Source organism: Streptomyces sp. NPDC028308 (assembly GCF_055565855.1).
The window spans coordinates 272,070-291,914 of sequence record NZ_JBVHTO010000004.1 but is presented as its reverse complement, the minus strand read 5'-3'; the positions used below and the strand labels follow the sequence as shown (position 1 = coordinate 291,914).

At 73.4% G+C, this 19,845-nt stretch carries 13 protein-coding genes and 1 pseudogene; 3 read left to right on the top strand and 11 right to left on the bottom strand.

Annotated features, from left to right (window positions below):
* The first annotated feature begins 73 nt into the window (after nt 1–73).
* Complete coding sequence (locus tag ACZ4VA_RS11490; protein ID WP_468080960.1) at nt 74–1,882, top strand: glycoside hydrolase family 15 protein; 1,809 nt, start codon at nt 74–76, stop codon at nt 1,880–1,882.
* Here the strand turns inward: ACZ4VA_RS11490 and ACZ4VA_RS11485 are convergent.
* From ACZ4VA_RS11485 to ACZ4VA_RS11455, 7 genes are all read right to left on the bottom strand, one after another.
* The gene (locus tag ACZ4VA_RS11485) at nt 1,828–2,565 is read right to left on the bottom strand and encodes a class I SAM-dependent methyltransferase (protein WP_356164321.1); all 738 of its coding nucleotides are present in this window, start codon (nt 2,563–2,565) and stop codon (nt 1,828–1,830) included. The two genes, ACZ4VA_RS11490 and ACZ4VA_RS11485, sit on opposite strands and share 55 nt — an antisense overlap.
* Nucleotides 2,566–2,571: 6 nt before the next feature.
* Nucleotides 2,572–7,212, bottom strand: a complete 4,641-nt coding sequence (locus tag ACZ4VA_RS11480; protein WP_356164398.1) for an aminotransferase class I/II-fold pyridoxal phosphate-dependent enzyme — start codon at nt 7,210–7,212, stop codon at nt 2,572–2,574.
* Nucleotides 7,213–7,340: 128 nt separating this feature from the next.
* Nucleotides 7,341–8,969: a right-handed parallel beta-helix repeat-containing protein gene (locus ACZ4VA_RS11475; RefSeq protein WP_356242741.1), complete on the bottom strand. Its 1,629-nt coding sequence runs from the start codon at nt 8,967–8,969 to the stop codon at nt 7,341–7,343.
* Between the two features lie 3 nt (nt 8,970–8,972).
* Nucleotides 8,973–9,941, bottom strand: a complete 969-nt coding sequence (locus ACZ4VA_RS11470; protein ID WP_356164317.1) for a UDP-glucuronic acid decarboxylase family protein — start codon at nt 9,939–9,941, stop codon at nt 8,973–8,975.
* The gene (locus ACZ4VA_RS11465) at nt 9,938–11,281 is read right to left on the bottom strand and encodes a UDP-glucose dehydrogenase family protein (RefSeq protein ID WP_356242745.1); all 1,344 of its coding nucleotides are present in this window, start codon (nt 11,279–11,281) and stop codon (nt 9,938–9,940) included. The genes ACZ4VA_RS11470 and ACZ4VA_RS11465 overlap by 4 nt, the downstream gene beginning before the upstream one ends.
* A gap of 4 nt (nt 11,282–11,285) precedes the next feature.
* Nucleotides 11,286–12,377, bottom strand: coding sequence for a UDP-glucose 4-epimerase GalE (galE, locus tag ACZ4VA_RS11460; protein WP_356164396.1), 1,092 nt, complete (start codon nt 12,375–12,377; stop codon nt 11,286–11,288).
* Between the two features lie 5 nt (nt 12,378–12,382).
* Nucleotides 12,383–14,221, bottom strand: a complete 1,839-nt coding sequence (locus tag ACZ4VA_RS11455) for a glycosyltransferase family 2 protein (protein ID WP_468080956.1) — start codon at nt 14,219–14,221, stop codon at nt 12,383–12,385.
* A gap of 135 nt (nt 14,222–14,356) precedes the next feature.
* On the opposite strand from ACZ4VA_RS11455, the pseudogene ACZ4VA_RS11450 reads away from it, so the two are divergent.
* Nucleotides 14,357–14,614, top strand: a pseudogene (locus ACZ4VA_RS11450) (TetR family transcriptional regulator); the annotation flags it as partial.
* A 770-nt stretch (nt 14,615–15,384) separates the two neighbouring features.
* Here ACZ4VA_RS11450 and ACZ4VA_RS11445 read toward each other — a convergent pair.
* Together ACZ4VA_RS11445 and ACZ4VA_RS11440 are read right to left on the bottom strand one after the other, a co-directional pair.
* A complete protein-coding gene (locus tag ACZ4VA_RS11445) occupies nt 15,385–16,338 on the bottom strand; it encodes a TauD/TfdA dioxygenase family protein (protein WP_356242748.1) in 954 nt (317 codons plus the stop codon).
* Between the two features lie 494 nt (nt 16,339–16,832).
* The gene (locus ACZ4VA_RS11440) at nt 16,833–17,579 is read right to left on the bottom strand and encodes an MBL fold metallo-hydrolase (RefSeq protein WP_356164311.1); all 747 of its coding nucleotides are present in this window, start codon (nt 17,577–17,579) and stop codon (nt 16,833–16,835) included.
* A 189-nt stretch (nt 17,580–17,768) separates the two neighbouring features.
* Here ACZ4VA_RS11440 and ACZ4VA_RS11435 point away from each other — a divergent pair, with 189 nt between their 5' ends.
* On the top strand, nt 17,769–18,002 hold the full coding sequence (locus ACZ4VA_RS11435; RefSeq protein ID WP_468080953.1) for a hypothetical protein: 234 nt from the start codon (nt 17,769–17,771) through the stop codon (nt 18,000–18,002).
* A gap of 14 nt (nt 18,003–18,016) precedes the next feature.
* Here the strand turns inward: ACZ4VA_RS11435 and ACZ4VA_RS11430 are convergent, their stop codons facing one another.
* A complete protein-coding gene (locus tag ACZ4VA_RS11430) occupies nt 18,017–18,718 on the bottom strand; it encodes a hypothetical protein (RefSeq protein ID WP_468080951.1) in 702 nt (233 codons plus the stop codon).
* 38 nt (nt 18,719–18,756) lie between these two features.
* Nucleotides 18,757–19,440, bottom strand: a complete 684-nt coding sequence (locus ACZ4VA_RS11425; RefSeq protein WP_468080949.1) for a response regulator — start codon at nt 19,438–19,440, stop codon at nt 18,757–18,759.
* Nucleotides 19,441–19,845 lie beyond the last annotated feature (405 nt).

Below are 19,845 nucleotides of genomic sequence, written 5' to 3'. Positions count from 1 at the left end.
GCACCGTGGCCCCCGGACCCCGGCGGGCTTAGGCTGGAAGTACGGCGATGTGCACGACGGCGTGATCTCGATCATGAACAGACCCATCGAGGATTACGCCCTTCTCAGCGACCTGGAGACGGCCGCGATGCTCGGCACGGACGGGTCCGTCGACTGGCTCTGTCTGCCGCGCTTCGACTCGCCGGCCTGTCTGGCCGCGCTGCTCGGCGGGGCGGACAACGGATTCTGGCGGGTCGCACCCGTCGGTGCCGCAGGACGGTCGTGCACCCGCCGGGCCTACCGGCAGGACACCCTGGTCCTGGACTCGGAGTGGGAGACCCCGGCCGGGACGGTACGCGTCACCGACTTCATGCCGCCGCGCACCCGCTTCCCCTGCATGGTCCGCATGATCGAAGGCCTGTCCGGTGCTGTGGACATGCGCAGCGAACTGCGGCTGAGATTCCACCACGGCCGGGTCGTACCCTGGACCCGGCCCACCGACAGATGCACGGTCGCGGTCGCCGGGCCCGACGCCGTCTGGCTGAGCGCCGACGGCCCCGTCGAGACACTCCGCGACGAGACGTCCACCGTCACCGGCTTCACCGTCACGGCGGGCCGGCGGCTGTCCCTCACCCTGGCCTGGGCGCCCTCGCACCAGGCCGGCCTGCCCGACGTGCTCGGCGTCCCCGCGGAAACGGCGCTGAAGGAGACCGGCGACTTCTGGCGGCGGTGGACCGGCCGATGCCGCTACCGGGGCCCGAGGCGCGACGCGGTGACGCGGTCGCTCATCACACTCAAGGCCCTCACGTACGCGCCCACGGGCGGCATCGTCGCCGCTCCCACCACGTCCCTGCCCGGACATATCGGGGGTGTCCGCAACTGGGACCACCGGTACTGCTGGCTGCGCGACTCCACGCTCACCCTGTCCTGCCTGCTGCGCAGCGGCTACCGGGAGGAGGCGGCGGCCTGGGTCGAGTGGCTCGTGCGCGCCATAGCAGGGGACCCCGCCGAACTCCAGGCGGTGTACGGCGTCGCGGGACAGCGGCTCCTGCCGGAGACGGAGGCCCCCTGGCTGCCCGGGTACGCGCAGTCGCAGCCCGTGCGCTTCGGGAACGCCGCGATGGGCCAGTTCCAGCTCGATGTGTACGGGGAGGTCCTGGACGCCCTGTGGCTGTCCCAGCGGGCGGGCATCGAGCTGCCACCGCACGTGTGGAGCCTGGTGAAGTCCCTGATGCGCCACCTGCGACGGCACTGGGGCGAAGCCGACCAGGGGCTGTGGCAGGTGCGCGGCCCGGCCCGGCAGTTCGTCCACTCCAAGGTCATGGCGTGGGTGGCGGCCGATCGCGCGCTGCGGCTCGGCGGCCTGCTCGGCGTCGAGGTGCCCGACGCCTGGCGGGTCATGCGCGACGACGTGGCGCGCCAGGTGTGCCGGTACGGATGGGACGGCCGCCAGGGGTCGTTCGTCCAGGCCTACGGGTCGTCCGCGCTCGACGCCTCGGCGCTGCTGTTGCCGGGATCGGGATTCCTGCCCGCCGGCGACCCACGGGTACGGGACACCGTACGGGCGCTGAGATCCCTGATGCGGGGCGGATTCATGCACCGCTACACGCGCGGTGACGGCGTACCGGGCGAAGAGGGCGCCTTCGTGTCCTGTTCGCTGTGGTACGCCAACGCGCTGGCGGCCGTGGGGGAGACGGCGGAGGCGTACGCCGTCTTCGAGCGGGTGCTCTCGGTCCGCAACGACGTCGGCCTGCTGTCGGAGCAGTGGGACCCCGTCGAACGGCGCCAACTGGGTAACGCCCCGCAGGCGTTCAGCCACATCGCCCTGGTGGAGACGGCGCTCAGGCTTCAGCCCGGGAGCGCCGACACCGCGCTGAGCAGCACCATCCCCGAATCGCCGTAGTCCGGCAGGGTCGGGTCGGTGTCGATGCGCCCGACGCGCAGCCGCCGGGTCAGCGGAGCGAACACCGAGGTCACCACGTCCGGGTCCACCGGGCAGCCCGGCCACCGCGAGGCGGGCCCGATCCGGTAGGTCGGCATGTTCTCCATGAACGCCGCGACGAGCCAACCCCCCGGAACGACGGAGCGTACGAACAGCCGGCAGAAGTCCCTGAACTCGTCGAAGTCCTCGGTGACTCCCTCGGCGACGAAGTTCATCGAGGCCAGGTCGTAGCCGCCGGGCGGGAGCGCGCGCACGTCCTGGTGCACCACGCGCACCCGCGACAGGGCCTGCGCGGGGTCCGCGGGCAGACCGGGATTGAGCCGCCTGCACAGCGCGTGGAAGGGCAGCCAGCTGGCGTCGGGCCCGCCGTCGAGCTGCCGGCTGAGATAGGCGACGTTCGCCGTCCCGGCCTCCACGGCGTCGATACGGCGGCTCGCGGCCCCCGCGAGCATCAGTGGATAGAGGTTCGGCCCCGCCCCGAACTCCACCGAGCACGCGAGGCTGCCGGGGGCGAACCGGCGGTAGACCGCGGAGTGGTGGGCGATGACTGCCGCGTCGGAGGGGTGCAGCTCGCGGTAGTTCTCGGCGAGGTAGTCCTCGACGGGCCAACTGTCCCAGTTCACGTCGTCGTTGAGGGTGGACATGCGGGATCAGCTCCTGGGCCGCAGCGGGTGGCGCTCGGTCAGCCGGGTCAGCGTGCCGATGAGCCGGCCGATGTCGTCGTCGGAGTTGAGCGCGGTGATCTGCACGCGGAAACCGACCCGGTCACGCGGGACGAGCGGATAGGCCGCGAGCGTCACGTAGATGCCCTCGTCCCACAGGAATTCGGCGACCGCTTCGAGATCGCCGGCGTCCGCGAGCGGGATCTCCACGATCGGCAGCCCGTCGGTGTTGAGCGTGTCCACTCCGAGGGCCGCCAGATGGTCGAGCACCCGGGCGGTCTTGCGGTGCAGGTCAGCGCGGACGGCGTCGCCGCGCCGGTCGTTGACGTCCAAGCCCGCCATCGTCGTGGCGAGGGAGGCGGTCGGCGAAGGACCCGAGTAGAGGTAGGGCGCCGCGGCCGTCTTGAGCCGGTCCTTGAGGTCCGAAGGCAGGGCGAGGAAGGCCAGCAGCGACGAGTACGCCTTGGAGAACCCGCCGACGAGCACGATCCCCTCGTAGGTTTCGCCGGTGTGCCGGACCACGCTGTTGCCGCGCAGGCCGTACGGGCAGGGCTCGCTCGGACCCCGTTCCCCGATGACACCGAAGCCGTGCGTGTCGTCGACGTACAGCGTCGCGTCCCGGCGGCGGCAGACGGCGGCCAGCGCGGGCAGGTCGACGACGTCGCCACTCATGCTGTTGACGCCGTCGACGCAGACCAGCCGCGGCAACCCGCTCGGTACGGAGCACAGTTGGGCCTCCAGCTCGTCGGGCCGCTCGGCGTGGAAGCGCCGCAGCGTCGCCCCGTGCCCGCGCGCGAAGACGCACCCGTCGTACACGGTCCGGTGCGCGGTCGCCTCGACGAACACGTGTCCCCGGTCGGCGAGTACGGGGATCACCGAGGTGTGGATGAGGGTCGCCGTAGGCAGCAGCAGCGTGTCAGGTGCGCCGAGCAGGGCGGTGAGCCGTTCCTCGATGTCCGGATAGAGGCGCGGGCTGCCGATCAGCCGGGACCAGCTCGGGTGCGTTCCCCACCGGCGTACGGAAGGCTCGATCGCCGCGATGATCTCCGGGTCGAAGTCGAAACCGAGGTAGTTGCAGGAGGCGAAGTCGATCAGCCAGTGGTCCCCGCTGCGGATGTGCCGCCCGCGCACCTCGTCGAGGACGGCGTCGCTCATGCGACTGGTCCGTCGCAGGCGTTCGAGGTCGTCCCCGCCGGGCCGCCACGGCGCCTCGGCGGAAGCGGGCCGGGAGGCGGGGGACCGCGAGGGGCGGAGCGCGGCGGGGGCGGTGTCGTCCGCGTGACGGGAGGCGGGTGGGGCGGGGTCGAGCGGATGGCGGCGGGTGGCCGGTGCCACCGGCCCGGCCATGGGCGTGTCGGCCGCGGTGCGCTGCGGCCCGGGTGTGCTGCGGTCGGCCACGGTGTCTCCCATGTCATGTGTGCGGCGGCCGGTCGCGGGGGTCCCCGGACCGGAGGTGCGGGGTGCCGGACGCGGCCCGGGTTCGTCCGCACGGCGGGCGGTCGGGCGGGTGGGGGGCTGCGTGTCCGGGAGGGGCCGCCCGCCTGGGGGCGCCGGGGTCGCCGCCGTCGCCCGGCCGTCCCGGTTTCCGTTCGCCGCCGGGCCGTACACCGACGCGGGCGTCCGCTTCCCGTCTCGGCGCCGTAGCAGGAACTCGCTCTGTTCCAGAGTCATCGGCCGCGCGAACAGGTACCCCTGCCCGAACCCGCACCCCATCCCGGCGAGCAGATCACGCTGGGCGGAGTCCTCGATCCCCTCGGCGACGACGTCCAGGCCCAGTGTCCCGGCGAGGTTCACGATCCCCTGGACCAGCGCGACTTGACGGGGGTCCACGGCGATGTCGTCGATGAACGTCTTGTCAATCTTGAGCGCGTCGACGGGGAACTCCCGCAGATAGCGCAGCGAGGAGAACCCGGTGCCGAAGTCGTCGACGGCTATCTGCACGCCCATGTCCTTGAGGGACCGCAGCATCGCCTGCATCTGGGCGTCCTGCCGCATCAGCACCGTCTCGGTCAGTTCGAGCTGGAGTGTGCCGGGGGCGAGGTCCCGCAGCGCCCCACGCACCACGTCCAGGAAGCCGTTGTCCCCGAGCTGGCGGGCGGACACGTTGACGCTCACGTACGGCGGACGCTCCGTCTCCCCGGCCAGGCGTTGCAGGCCGGCCATGTCGGCGGCGGCGTTCTCCAGGACCCAGGCACCCAGCGGCGCGATGTGCCCGGTCTCCTCGGCCAGCGCGATGAAGTGCTCCGGCGGGACCGGCGCACCCCGGCCACGCGGCCAGCGCGCCAGCGCCTCGAACCCGACGACCTCACCCGCCTCGATGCCCACCACCGGCTGGTAGCGCAGGGCGAACTCGGCGTCGTCGATCGCCCGGTCGAGGCGCGCCCGTATGTCGTGCCGCTCCACCATCCGCACCCGCAGCCGGGGCTGGAACCGGCGCCACTGACGCTTGCCGGCCCCCTTCGCCGCGTACAGCGCCAGATCGGCGTGGGTGAGCAGTTCCTCGGCGTCCGTGCTGTCCCGGGCGGTGGCGACGCCCACGCTGGCGGACACGCTCAGCGGACCCCCCGGCAGGCTGAACGGCCTGCCGAGGGTCTGGATCACCTGCGCGGCGAGCAGCTCGGCGTCGAGTGGCTGCCGCGCGTCCTCCATCAGCACCGCGAACTCGTCACCGCCGAGGCGGGCCGCCGTGTCGCTGCGCCGCAACGCGCCCGAGAGCCGTTCGCCGACGTCCGTGAGCAGCCGGTCACCCGTCGCGTGCCCCATCGTGTCGTTGACCATCTTGAAGTCGTCGAGGTCGACGAAGAGCAGGCAGGTCAGCGTCGACTCCCGCCGGCCGCGCAGGAGCGCGCGTTCGATGCGCTCCAGCAGCAGGGTCCGGTTGGGCAGGCCGGTCAGCGGGTCGTGGAAGGCGCGCTCCGTCAGTTCGTGCTCCAGTCGGCGCTGCTCCGTGACGTCCCGCAGCGTGATGACGAGCCCTCGCACCGTGGGGTCCTCGCGCAGGTCGCTGCACCGGACCTCGACCTCGATGCGGTCCCCGTCGCGCAGCACCCACCAGTGGTCGTGGGTCTCGGGCGACCCGCCGCGGCGCATGGCCGTGAGCCCTTCGGTCACCCGCCGCCGGTCGCGGGAGCCCACCAGCTCCGGCAGGGCGGCGCCCGTCAGCGGCGCCCCGCCGAACACGGCCCGCGCGGACGGGCTCGCGTACCGCACCGTGTCGTCGTCCTCGACGATGAGGATGACGTCGGAGGCGTTGCGGACCAGCGTCCGGAAGTACGCCTCGCTCTCCGTGCGGATGATCTCCCGGCGCAGCGCGGTCCGTTCGAGGGTCAGGGCCGCGTGCGAGGCGAGGATCTGCAGGGAACCGCGGATCTCCGCGAGCTTGTGCTCCGGGCCCGCGGCCAGCAGGGCGCCGGGCAGCTCTCCGGCGGGCCGGTCGGGCGGGACCATCGGACACACCAGGGTCGTCGGCAGATCGCCCAGGGCGGCGGCGATCTCGGGGCCGAGCCGGCCGGTGGGCACCAGGTGCGTCCGGTTCGTCGCCAGGCCGACGGCGCGCTCGGCGGGCAGCAGGAGGGTCCCGTGGGCGACTCCCGGCCCGAACAGCGTGCTGACGGCCCGGTCGCAGGCGGCCGTGACCTCCTGGGGCCGGGTGGCCTCCATCAGCGAGGCCGCCGCGGTGCGCAGGGCCAGCTCGCGTGCCACCGCCTCGCGGTGGGCCACGACCATGCCCGCGAGGCGGAGGATCACCAGCAGGAACAGCACCCCGGAGAAGGCGGCGATCGCGGCCGCGTCCTCCGGGTGCCCGGCGAGTCCCTCGTAGAGCAGGATCCCCGGTGCGACCAGCGTCGCGAGGGCGAGGCTCAGCAGGCGCCGGGGCCGGGGCAGCAGGGACTCCCGCTGGGGGACGGACGCCGTCAGTTCCGCCATCGAGGGGTGCAGCGCGGCCAGCCCCCACGCCGTGTAGAAGACGATCCAGCCGGTGTCGACCAGCGTCCCGGCCTGCCACATGCCCTTGAGCTGGAGGATCCCGTACGCGATGTCGAAGATGAGCAGCGTCGCCGTCCCGGCGACGAGGAGCCGCACGGCGCGGTTGCGCTCCCATGCGGGACGCGGCGCCAGCAGACAGGCCAGCAGGGCCAGGACCAGCACGTCGCCCAGCGGGTAGGCGATGCTGATCGCGCGCTGCTGCCAGGTGATGCCGGTGACGTGCGTGAGGGGCTGCACCAGCAGCACCCACACGGGCAGGGCGAGGCCGGCGGTGAGGATCAGGGCGTCCAGCAGGCTCGGCAGGTCGCGGCCGGCCCACCGGTAGCGCACGAGGCCGAACAAGCCGGCGGCGAACAGCGGATACGTCGCGAGGTAGCAGGCGTCCGCGGGGGACGGGAAGGGGTTGGAGGCGTCGAAGTACGCCTCCAGCACGTTGTAGTACGTGTCGCCGGTGGCGAAGGCGAGCAGACCGGTGGCGAGCAGCAGCCACGGCCAGCGGTGGGCGGGGCGGTGCACGAGGACGCCGGTGACCACGGCGGCGGAACCGCCGAGCCCGATCACGGCCCACAGCGGGGTGCGCAGGACCGGGACGGACAGGTAGACACCGGTGACGATCAGCACCAGCGCGGCGTATCCGGCCATCAGCCGGTGTGCCTGCAGCAAGGGCAAGCGCCTCCCAGCGTCGCGGGACACGGAGTGCTTCACCTGGATCCGGGGCACCTTCGATCGTAGGCACGGGGGCGGTGGAGGTGCATCTCGTCCCGGGCGCGTCAGGGCTCGACGGCCCCGACGGCCGGCGGGTCTCCGGCGTCCCGGCCGAAGTAGTCGACGCCGCCCGCGTCGGTGCCGAAGAGGGCGTGCAGGTCGAGTCCGTCCCGCGGGCAGCCGGGGACGACCAGCCCGGCGTCCTCGGGCGTACGGAGACCCGGCAGCGCGCCTCCCGCGAAGCAGGGGTCGGCCACCGCTCCGGTCGCCTTCCCGCCGACCCGCTCCTGTCCGGTGCCGGCCCGCCAGGCGGCCAGGTCCGAGTAGGTGCGGTCGCCCCACTTCACCGCCCACTCGCCCTTGGTCGTGTGGTAGACGTTGCCCTGCAGCACGACCTGGTCCGTGGACAGCGCCGCGTCCGCCGAGACCAGCGGATCGCCCTCGGTGACGAGGATGTTGTTGCGGATGCTCACCCCGGAGTTGCCGTCCCGCAGGAGCACCGCTGGCCCGCGGCCCCCCGGGGAGTGGGACATGACCACCGTGTTCTGGTAGACGGCCAGATCCTGGATGCGCTTGCCGTAGACGGTCAGCGCGCCGTGCAGGGGCAGTTTGCGGGCGTCGTCGGTGCTGATGTTGTAGCGGATGGTGTTGCCCGTGTGGGTGCCGTCGCGGTTGCGGGAGAACACGTAGTAGCCCGAACCGTCGTTCTCGTACGACACGTTGTACTGGATCTTGGAGTCGGAGACGTTCGAGTCGAAGCCGAATCCGGAGCCGTCCACGGTGGAACGGGTGTGATTGCGGTAGGAGGAGCTGTGCTCGATGAGCACGCGGGTGGAGTCGTACGCCCACAGCCCCACCGGCCCGGCCGTCGCGTGGGTGGCCGAACGGCCGCCGTTGTCGTGCGCACTGGAGTTGCGCAGGGTGGCCCCGCGGACCCCGCCCAGGATGATGCCGTCACCGGTGTGCCGGTCGACCGCCGCCGGGTCGCCGTGGTTCTCGTAAGCCTCCACGTCCTCGATGTCCACGTTCTCGTGGGCGTAGGCGCGGCGGGCCGGGTCGAAGTCCGCTCCGTAGGTGAGCAGCCCGGCGTCCCTGTTGTCGTGCAGGTGGGTCTGGCGCACCGACACGTCCTTGAAGCCGTTGTCGTCCTCGGTGGCGCCGACGGCGATGCCGACCCGGAAACCGGAGACGTCGACACCCGAGACACTCACGTGCTCCCGCCGGCCGTCCGAGCGGCGGTCGGAGTAGAGGTTGACCCCGGCGTCCTTGCCGGCGGCCGCCCCCCGGCCCCGCAGGGTGAGGTCACGGATGTCCACGCCCGCCGTGTTGTGCACGGAGACGCCGGGGGAGTCGGCGGAGTCGATACGGGCCCTGCCGGTGCCGTACGACCCGATCACCACCGGCCGCCCGGCCTCACCGGCCTCGTCGGCGCCGACGGTGACGGTCCCGGGGAAGCGGGCACCGCCTTGGAGCAGCAGCTTGTCGCCGGGCCGCAGCTTCACTTGGTCGGCCCGTGCCAGGGACCGCCAGGCCTTGCCGGGCGACGAGCCGTCGGCGGAGTCGTCACCCCCGGGACTGACGTAGTAGGTGCCGGCGGCGGCAGCGGAAGGGGCGTAGTGGGGTGTGGCCGCGCAGGCGCCGCCCGCGGACACGAGCAGCGTGGCGGCGAGGGCGGCGAGCACGGTGCGGGGCATCGATCAGGCCTCCACCGGATCGTCGAGGAGCCGCCGCGGCTCGGGCGACTGCGCCCTGAACCAGGCGACCGTGTGGCGCAGGCCTTCTTCGATCGGGACCCTGGGGGCCCAGCCGAGCAGGTCGCGGGCGCGGGTGACGACCGGCCGGCGGCGGACCGGGTCGTCCACGGGCAGCGGGCGGTGCTCGACCGGCGACGTCGACCCGGTGGCCTCGATCACCAGCCGCGCCAGCTCCCGCACGGTGTGCTCGGCCGGGTTGCCCAGGTTCACCGGCCCGGCGTGGCCGCTGTCCAGCATGGCGACGAGGCCCCGGACGAGGTCGTCGACGTAGCAGAAACTGCGCGTCTGGCTGCCGTCCCCGAAGAGCGTGAGCGGACTGCCCGCCAGCGCCTGCCGCACGAAGGTCGACACCACCCGCCCGTCGTGCGGGCGCATCCGGGGACCGTAGGTGTTGAAGATCCGCACGATGCCGGTGTCCACGCCGAGGCTGCGCCGGTACGCCATGGTGAGGGCCTCCGCGTACCGTTTGGCCTCGTCGTAGACGCTGCGCGGCCCCACCGGGTTGACGTTGCCCCAGTAGTCCTCGGGCTGCGGGTGCAGCACCGGGTCGCCGTACACCTCGCTCGTGGAGGTCAGCAGGAAGCGGGCCCCGCGCCGCTCGGCCAGCCGCAGGGCGTTCTCCGTGCCCCGGCTGCCCACCGACAGCGTCTGGAGCGGCAGCCGATCGTAGTCGGGCGGCGAGGCGGGGCTCGCGAGGTGGGCCACCGCGTCGACGCCGCCGGGCACGTCGAACGCCGAGGTGACGTCGGCGTGCACGAGCCGGAAGTGCCGGTGGCCGGTCAGCCGGGTCACGTTCAGGGGCTCGCCGGTGCAGAAGTTGTCCAGGCACCAGACCGTGTCGCCCCGGCGCAGCAGGGCCTCGCACAGATGGGATCCGAGGAATCCGCCGCCGCCCGTCACCACCACCTTCATGACGCGCCTCCTCGGGCGGACACGGCCGCTGACCGATCCGGGCGGCCCAGGGCGTGCACCGACCATCCGGCGGCCCGCCAGGACGGCTCGTCGAGTCCGCCGCGGGCGTCCAGCAGCAGCGGCTCGTGCACCACGGCGGCCAGGCCGGCCGGATCGATCCGCCCGTACTCCGGCCAGCGGGTCAGGTGCAGGACCAGGTCGGCGTCCTCGCAGGCCTTGGGGACGTCCAGGGTGTAGGCGAGGGCGGGATGCGCGGCCCGCGCGTTGTCCAGGGCCTCCGGGTCGTGTACGCGGACGGCGGCGCCCCCTTCCTGAAGCGCCGACGCGACGGCGAGGGCCGGCGAGTCGCGCACGTCGTCGCTGCCGGGTTTGAAGGCGGCGCCGAGCACCCCGACGCGGCGGCCGGCGAGGGACCCGCCGAGCAGCCGCCGCGACAAATCGACGGTGCGCCGCCGCTGCCGGGTGTTGATCCGGTCGACCTCGTGCAGGAACACCACCGAGGCGCCGGCTCCGAGTTCCTCGGCGCGGGCCGCGAAGGCGCGGATGTCCTTGGGGAAGCAGCTTCCGCCGAAGCCGAGTCCGGGCTCCAGGAAGCGGTCGCCGATCCGCGAGTCCGCCCCGATGGCGCGGGCCAGGACCGTGGCGTCCGCTCCGGCCGCCTCGCACACCTCGGACATCGCGTTGATGAACGAGACCTTGGTCGCCAGGAAGGAGTTGGCCGCCACCTTCACGAGTTCGGCCGTGGCCGGGTCCGTGCTGAACCACGGCACCCCGGCGCGGAGCAGGGGCCGGTACACCTCCCGCAGCACGTTGTCCGCCCGCTCGGACACGACACCCACGACGATCCGCTCCGGGTGCATGGTGTCCTGGACCGCCGAGCCCTCGCGCAGGAACTCGGGGTTCCACGCGACCTCGCAGTCGCGGGTGCTCACGGCGAGCCGCCGGGCGAGCCGGGCGGCCGTGCCGACCGGGACCGTGGACTTGCCCACGACCAGGCTCCCCGGGCGCAGGTGCGGGGCGAGCCCGTCGATCACGGCGTCCACGAAACGCAGGTCGGCGGCCTGGCCGTCGGGGCGCTGCGGGGTGCCCACGCACACGAAGTGGGTACGGGCGAACGCGGCGCCCTCGGCGAGCGACGTGGAGAACCTGAGCCGTCCCGAGGAGACGGTGCGCGCGAGCACTTCCCCGAGTCCGGCCTCGTGCAGCGGGGCGCGACCGGCCGAGAGGGACGCGATCCGCTCCTCGTCGATGTCGATGCCGAGCACCTCGTGGCCGAGGTCGGCCATGCACGCGGCGTGCACCGTCCCGACGTATCCGGTACCGATGACTGTGATCCGCATGGCGTCACTCCTTAGGGGCCGACCGCCGGGCGGAACCGGCGTACCCGTGGGGGTTGAGTTGCTGGAAGTGCCAGGAGTCCCGGCACATCGCGGCGAGGTCGCGGGTGGGGCGCCAGCCCCAGGCACGGGCCACCGCGCTCGCGTCGGCGACGAGTTCGGGCACGTCCCCCGCCCGGCGGCCCACGACCTCGTACGGGATCGGCCGGCCGCAGGCGGCACTGAAGGCGCTGACGACGTCCAGCACCGAACTGCCCCTGCCCAAGCCGAGGTTGAACACCCGCATGCCGGGTCCGTCGGTGAAGTGGTCGAGGGCGACGCGGTGCGCCTCGACGGTGTCCATGACGTGGAGGTAGTCGCGGATCGCCGTCCCGTCGGGTGTCCCGTAGTCGTCGCCGAACACGTGCAGCCGCTCCCTGCGGCCCACGGCCACCTGCGCCACGTACGGCATCAGGTTGTCCGGTGTGCCGTGCGGGTCCTCGCCGAGCAGTCCGCTGGCGTGGGCGCCCGCCGGATTGAAGTAGCGCAGGCACAGCACCGCGAACTCGGGTGTGCGGCGGCAGACGTCGGCGAGTATCTGCTCGCACAGCCACTTGGAGGTCGCGTAGGGGTTGGTGGGACGGGCCGGGGTCGTCTCGTCCAGGGGGCCGCGCCCGGCGTCGCCGTAGACGGAGCAGGAGGAGGAGAACACCAGCTGGTGCACCCCGTGTTCGCGCATGACGGACAGCAGAGCGGTCGTGCCGCCGACGTTGGTGTCGTAGTACTGGATGGGCATCCGTGTCGACTCGCCCACGGCCTTGTGCGCGGCGAAGTGCACGACGGCGTCCACGGAGTGTCGGTCGAAGACGGCCGAGAGGGCGCGCCGATCACGGATGTCCAGCTCATAGACGGCACCGACGAAGCGTCCGGCGATCCTCTCCACGCGCGCGAACACTTGCGGGGTGCTGTTGGAGTAGTCGTCGACGACGATCAACTCATAGCCGTGGTCCAGGAGTTCCACGCAGGCATGGCTGCCGATGAAGCCCGCCCCGCCGGTGACGAGGACGGTCGACGGCGTGCCCGACGCCGGGATTCCCTTGTGGTTCGGCCTCGTTCGCACTGTGTTCACCAGCCCAGGACGGCGGCGGCGTACGCCGGGTAGAAGACGATGGCCACCGCCGCGGGCAGCGCCGAGAGAAGGCCGAGCGCCAGCGGCAGCCGTGCCGTGGGCAGGGCCGAGGTGAAGCGGGTACCCGTGGCCCGGGCGGACTCGTGGACGTGCAGCAGTGGTATGGCGACGGCGACCACGGCGTAGGTCACCCCGGCGAGCAGGCAAAGGAAGACGTATCCGGCCGACGGCCCGGTCAGTTCGCCCAGCAGGGCGACCGAGGAGAGCACCACGGCCAGCGTCGCGAAGGGCAGGACCAGCCGCGCGAGCAGCGGTTGCGGTCCGCCGGGGTCGCCCTTGGGGGTGACCTTGAACGTGACCGGGCGCGGGCTCACCCGCTGGGCGGCCGCCCCGAACAGGCCCCAGATGACGAACGGCCAGCGGGCCAGCGCGAACAGCCAGGTCTCCCAGCTGATGAGCGGTGCCGTGCGCGGACGCAGCAGCCCGCGGCGACGCATCAGGAACAGGGTCAGGATCAGCCAGACCGGCATCGACCAGAAATGGACGAGGAAGTCGAAGTAGTTGACGTTCATCCACGGGAGCCCGGTGAGCACGGCGATCGGCGGCAGTGACAGGCCTGCGACGATCATCAGTCCCAGCAGCGGGTAGTACGCCAGCGCGTAGGTGAACCGCAGCTGGAGCAGGAACGGCAGTCGTCCCACGTGGCGCGGCAGCAGACCCGTCAGCATGGTCGTCAGGCTCCGGGACCACTGGTACTCCTGCGTCACCATGTCGGGGAAGTTCAGCGGCCCGTCCCCGTGCGCCTCCGCATCGATGGCGAAAGCCCCGTGCCAGCCCGCCGAGTTGAGCAGATAGGTGGTGGAGAAATCCTCGGCCAGCTCGGGGCCGAGCCCTCCGATGTCGCGCAGGGCGCGGGTGCGGACGGCGTAGTGGGACCCGATGCACATGGGCGCCAGTCCGTCGCTGTGGCCGAGCTGGACGGCGCCGTGCCAGACGGCCTCACGGTGCAGCCGGCCGCGGGCCGCCCATGAGGTGTCGCCGTTCGCGTCGCAGATGCTCGGCGCGGCGACGTACCCGATGGCGGGGTCGGCGAACGGGCGGACCACCTCGGCGAGATAGGTCGCGGCGGGCACGTGGTCGCAGTCGAGCTGCGCCACGACCTCGTAGAGCTCGTAGCCCCAATGGTCGTAGAAGTAGGCGAGGTTGCCTTCCTTGCAGCGCGTGCGCCGGGGCCAGCCGGCCCGCTGGTAGGCGGCGTCCCCCTGCCGGGAGGACATCCGCACGTGGTGCGCAAGGCACCACAGCGCCGTCTCCTCGGTCGGCACCTCCTCGCACAGCCAGACGTCGTAGGGGTGCGGGAAGTCCTGGGCGAGCATCGCCTCCAGCGTCCGCCGCACGGTCGCCCAGGGTTCCGAGGGCGCCCGCGTCACGGCGAAGGCGACCGGAACGGCGGGGACGGCCAGCGCGGGGTCGACCCGGCGCAGCCGCAGGGCGGTGACGAAGAAGTACGCGGGCAGTGCCGTGAGGTACAGCAGCAGGGCGCTGTTCACGATCAGGCCCACCCAGCCCGCCCGGTGCTCGGGCTGGAGCCACCAGGACCAGAACCAGACGAAGCTCACCAGCCACGCCGCGGCGATCACCGCGAGGAGGGCACGGTCCCGTGCGGGGAGCAGGGGGACGAAGGTGCCGGGGTGGACGCTGCGGCCGGGATACGTGTGCCCGAAAACGGGACCGCTCGCGGCCACTCGGACGACGTTGCCGTCCGAGATCCGCTCCAGATGACGCTCCACCTGGATGAGGTCCGGGGGGTCGGTTACCGGCTTGCTCTGCGCCATGGGGCGACGCCTCCGCCCTGGAAGTGCGGGGGTTTCCGTACACTGATGGCGTACGTTTACGACGTATATGTACGACTTTGCGCCTATTGTTTCCTTACGTCAAACGGTTCCGCCGGGAGCGAGGAGCAGGCAGCCATGCCGAACGGGACAGAAGGCGGCGGGGGCCGCCGGGCCAGTGACCGCGGGCGCTACGGACGGCTGACCAGGGAGCGTGTGCTGGCCTCCGCCCTGGAGATCGTCGACCGCGACGGGCTCTCGGGGCTCAGCATGCGCAAGCTCGGCGCGGAGCTGGGGGTGGAGGCGATGGCCCTCTACCGGTACGCGTCGGGGAAGGACGCCCTGCTCGACGGGCTGGTCGAGGGCTTCTGCCTCGAACTGGAGGCGGAACTCGCGACCGGGCGGCGCCGGACCGGAGGGGAACGCGGCAACCCACCCGCGACGGACGGCCCCGCCGCTCCCGGGCGCCCCGGCGACGTACCCGGCGCGGATGGCCCCGCGAATTCCGCGGGCCCGGGCAAGGAGCCCCCGACGCTCGGACCCGTCGCTCCCGAGGCCCCCGACGAGGGGCCTTTCCCGGGCGGCCCGGACGTGAGTCACCCGGCGGACGGGGGCGGGCCCTCAGGCGCGAGCCTGCCGGCGGACGAGGGCGGTCCCTTGGACAGGAGTGGTCCGGCGGACGGGAGGGGGCCCTCGGACGCGAGCGGCCCGGCCGGGGACGGGTGGGTCCGTGAGTTGCACCGGATCGCGCTCGCCGCCCACCGGGTCGCGATGCGCCATCCCCACGTCGTCCCGCTGCTGGCCACCCGGCTCCTGTCCACGCCGCTGGCCCGCCGCCCCGCCGCGGTCCTGCGCAGCGACGAGCGCGTGCTGGCCCTGCTGCACGACGCGGGCTTCGACGAGGAGCGCACGGTCGCGTTGCACCGGGCCTTCACCGCGTGGCTGCTGGGCTACCTGCTGGTCGAACTGCGCGCCATGGACGACGATCCCGCCGAACCCGACCCCGCGTTCCGGCTGGGACTGCACCGCATCTCCGCACGGGAGCTGCCCCGGCTGCGTGCCGTCGCCGTCGTTCTCGCCGAGCGGGGCGGGCCCTCCGGTCTGGCGGCGGGACTGGACGCGCTGCTCGACCGCTTCCGCTGAACCGCCCGTTGCCCGGGCGGAGTTCAGACGGCGCCGGACGCGCCCGACGGGATGCCGAACCCCGGGTCCGGCACCGCCGCGGGCTCCACCAGCACCGAGGGGCGTCCGTCCACACCGACGGGCACGTCACCGTCGACGGTGACGCGGCGCAGCCTGCGCTCGTGGTCGTCGGAGTCGTCCACGCCGTAGTGCTGGGTCGCCCGGTTGTCCCAGATCGCCACGTCACCGGCCTGCCACTGCCAGCGCACGGTGTTCTCCGGGCGTTCGACGTGCGACTGGAACAACTGGAGCAGCGCCCGCGAGTCGGCGGCGGCGAGGCCGACCAGGCGCTGCACGAAACTGCCGAGCAGCAGCACCCGTTCACCCGTCTCGGGGTGGACACGCACGACCGGGTGCTCGGTGCGGAACGTGGTCGACGTGAACACCCGCTGGTACTTCTCCAGTTGCTCCGGCACGGCGTCGGGGCGCAGCGCCGCGTAGTCGTAGTCGTTGGTGTGCAGGGCACGCAGCGAGTCGGCGAGGGCGCGCAGCGGCGCGGGCAGGTTCTCGTACGCCGTGGCCGTGTTGGCCCACAGGGTGTTGCCGCCGTAGGGCGGGACCACGACCGCGCGCAGGACCGAGAACGCCGGGTACGCGGGCACGAAGGTGACATCGGTGTGCCACTGGTTGGCGCGGCCGCCGTGGTCGGAGTCGATCCCCAGGGCGTAACGCCCGTCCGCGGACGGCACCGTGGGATGGGCGACGGGGGTGCCGAGCAGCCGTCCGAACGCCTCGTGACTCTCCTCGTCGAGGTGGTCCTGGCCGCGCAGGAAGACCACCTTGTGCCGGAGCAGGGCCGCCCGGACGGCCGCCACGGTGCCGGGCGCGAGGTCGCCCCCGAGCCGGATCCCGGAGAGCACGGCACCGAGCCGCCCGCCGAGCCGCTGGACGGTGACCTGCCGGCCGGGGGAGGCGTCGAGCGCGGGTGCGGAGGCCATGGCTGGTTTCCCTTCGGGGACGCGCGAAGACGGAGCGGTCTCGCGGAGGAGGAAGGAGGAGCTGAGGAGCCGCGGAACCGGAGGTGGGGGCGCGGGCTCGGCCCCGAGCGTCGCAGCGCCCGCGAAGACCCGTCAAGGACGGACCGGCCGCCCGACAGGGGCCGCCCCGCGGACGGCTCGGTCCCCCGGAGCCGTCCGTCCCGCACCCGTACATGCCCGCTGACCTGCTGTTTTCTGGATGTCAGGGTGAGGGGCCGGGAAGCGGGCCGACGGCCCGGACGGCGTGCGCGATGTTCACACCGCCGCAACGATGCCGCCGGATCCGGCCCCTCGGTGGGACGTCTCAAGCGGCCCGCCGCCCGGAAACGCCCGCCGGCGCCCCAGCGCGACGACGGCCGGCGCGGCCGCGACCAGCGGCAGCGACCTCCACGGCACGAACGCGGCGGCCGGGCCTTCCCGTGACACCGGCGGCGAGCCGGGCCGCGAACCGCCTCCTAGCCGAGTTCCCGGGCCCGTTGCACCGCCGCGTGCACCGGCCCGCGGTGCACCGGACCGTGCCCCGGCAGCAGCACGTCGGCGGCGAGACCCTCGATGTCCCCCAGCGCCGCGAGACCCTGTTCGCGCTCGGCGTCGAACATGGCGGGCAGCAGCTGCGGACCGCTGACCCGGGACGTGGGGTGCCCGCTGACCAGCGCGTCACCGGAGATCACGACGCCGGCGTCCGGGAGGTGGAAGACACAGTGACCGGCCGTGTGGCCGGGGGTGTGGACCGGCACGGGGCGGCCCGGCAGGTCGAGCGGGCCCGGGGCCGGGAACGGTAGCGGCCGCGTCACGCGGACGTCCGCCTTGCCGCCCGCCCGCAGGGCCCGCACCGACCAGGGCAGCACGCCCGGCCGCCACGCCTGCCGCATCACCTGTCCCACGGACACCTGATGCAGGAACTCGCGCCGCGCGTGCGGGAGTTCGGCCTCGTGCAGATGGACCGGGACGCCGAAGGCGCGGTTCAGGTACTCGGCCGAGCCGAGGTGGTCGTTGTGTGCGTGCGTGATCAGTACGGCGGTCAGTGCCTCCGGCGCGTGGCCCAGGGCCCGCAGTGAGGCGAGGACGGCCGCCCGGTCACCCGGGTAGCCGGTGTCGACCAGCGTGACCGCGTCGCCGTCGGACAGGACGACCCAGTTCGTGTCGCTTCCGTGCACCAGGTGGACTCCGGATGCCACCTGGACGATCGCGTCCTCGCGCATGGCTCTCCCGCGGCTGTGGACCTCGCACGGCCGGGCCGGCCGCGTCAGGGCGAAGCTATCGCGCGCGGATGACGAGCCGATGCGGACCCCGGGCGAGTTCGCGGCGCACGCGCCGACCGCCACCGGTTCCGCGCGCCGATGGCGACTCGACCGTGCGTCGGAGGGACCTGCCGGAGGAGGGACAGGGTCTTGCACGGGCTGATCGCCATGGGCCTGCTCCGGCAGGTTCCCGACCCCGACTCCGCCCGCAGACGGCTGATCCGCACCACCACCGAGGGCCGCCGCGTCCACGAGCGGGCGCAGGCGGCCATCGCCGTCGTCGAGTCGGTCCTCGCCGACCGCATCGGCAGGGCCGGCGCCGACGCGCTGCGGCAGGCCCTGACCGCCGACTGGGGCCGGCCGCCGTTCGACCCGGCACCCTGACACGGGGGCGGACGTCAGCCGGCCTCCGCCAGCCACGTCCGCCACACGTGCCGCGAGTTCGGCACCCCGGGGCGGTCGAGGATCCACAGGAGGTACCCGGCGTGCAGCCGGGCCCAGGGGTCGTCCGACTCCCGTGCCCCGGCGAGGCGCCCGCGCAGCTCCTCGCCGTCGACGGCCCTGGCCACCCGCACGTACTCCCGGTCCTTGCAGCGGTACGCCCGCCCGACCACGGTCGCGGTCAGGTCCACGAGTTTCGCCCGCACCGTCTCGTCCCCGGCCGCGGCGGCCACGTCCCGGATCAGGGCCTGCTTCGTGCCCCAGGCCTTCGCGTACCGCGTCCACTCCTGCGGGTACCGCGCCTCCCACTCCAGGAACAGCAACGCGTACGGCAGCCCCGGCCACCCCGCGATCTCCGCGCGGTGCGGGCCGTCCCACAGCCCGTCGGGCAGCGACCGCCGCTGGACCGCGACGTACTTGTCGTGCGCCCGCCGCACCGCGGGAGCGTCGAGTGGCGACCGCACTCCCTGCCCCGAGGCCAGCCGCCACGCCTCGTCGAAGCGCCGGCGGGCGAGGCCGGTGCTGCGCCGGGCGGCGGCCAACCGCTCCTGCGCCGCGTCCCGTTCGGCCGGGTCGGCGGCTATCAGCCCGTACGCCCAGCCCAGACGTTCCTCCCACGCCCGGGCATCGTCGACGCCCGGACCCATCACCTCTGCCATGGCCCGATCATCCCCGAGCCCGGGCCGCAAGGCGACAGTCAGTACGCGGCCGGTGGCGCGGGCTGTACGAGGCCGGACTGGTGGGCGATGACGACCAGTTGCACGCGGTCGCGGGCGTTGAGCTTGGCCATGGTGCGCCGCACGTGCGTGCGCACGGTCAGCGGGCTGACGACGAGCTGGTCGGCGATCTCGGCGTTGGACAGGCCCTCGGCGGCCAGCGCGAGCACCTCCCGCTCGTGGGCGGTGAGCGAGTCCAGCGCCTCGGGGTGTGCGAGCGGGCTCCCCGGCGCCGGGGTGGCGAGGTAGCGGGTGATGAGGGCGCGGGTGGCCAGCGGGGAGAGCAGCGCGTCGCCCCCGGCCACCGTGCGCAGGGCGCTGAGCAGCGCGTCGGCGCCGGCGTCCTTGCCGAGGAAGCCGCTTGCGCCCGCCCGCAGGGCGTGGGCCACGTACTCGTCGATCTCCAGGGTGGTGAGGATGAGCACGCGCGTCGTGGCCAGTTCGGGGTCGGCGCAGATGGTGGTGGTCGCGGTCAGGCCGTCGGTGCCGGGCATGCGGATGTCCATGAGGACGACGTCGGGGTGGTGGGCGCGCGCGAGGTCCACGGCCTCCCTGCCGTCGGTGGCCTCGGCGACCACGTCCATGTCGGCGCAGGACTCGATCAGGATGCGGAACGTGGCCCGGAGGAGGGCCTGGTCGTCGGCGAGCAGGACGCGGATGGTCATCGGGTTCGTTCCTCTTCCGATTCCGTGGGGGGTGGGTGCAGCGGGGGCCGGGTGACGCCGCCCGCGCGTTCGGGCGTGCCGACGACTACGCAGCCGCGGTCCGGCGGGGTCCGCGCGAAGTCCGGCGACGTGCGGGTGGTGCGCGGGCGGGTGTCCGGGTACGGCTCCGGCGTCGTGGCCATGGGGTTCTCCGGTCTGGGACTGAGTCCATGGTGGACGACGCCGTGTCCGAACGGCCGCCGACGACCGCCCGTGTCGGCCGGTGTCGTGGGGGGGGGGGGGGGCCCCCGCGCGGGGCGGCCCCCCCCCCCCCCGGGGGCGCCCCCCCCCCCCCCCCCCCCCCCCCCCCCGCGGGGCCCCCCGCCCCCCCCCCCCCCCGCCCCCCGGCGCGCCGCCGGGGGGGGC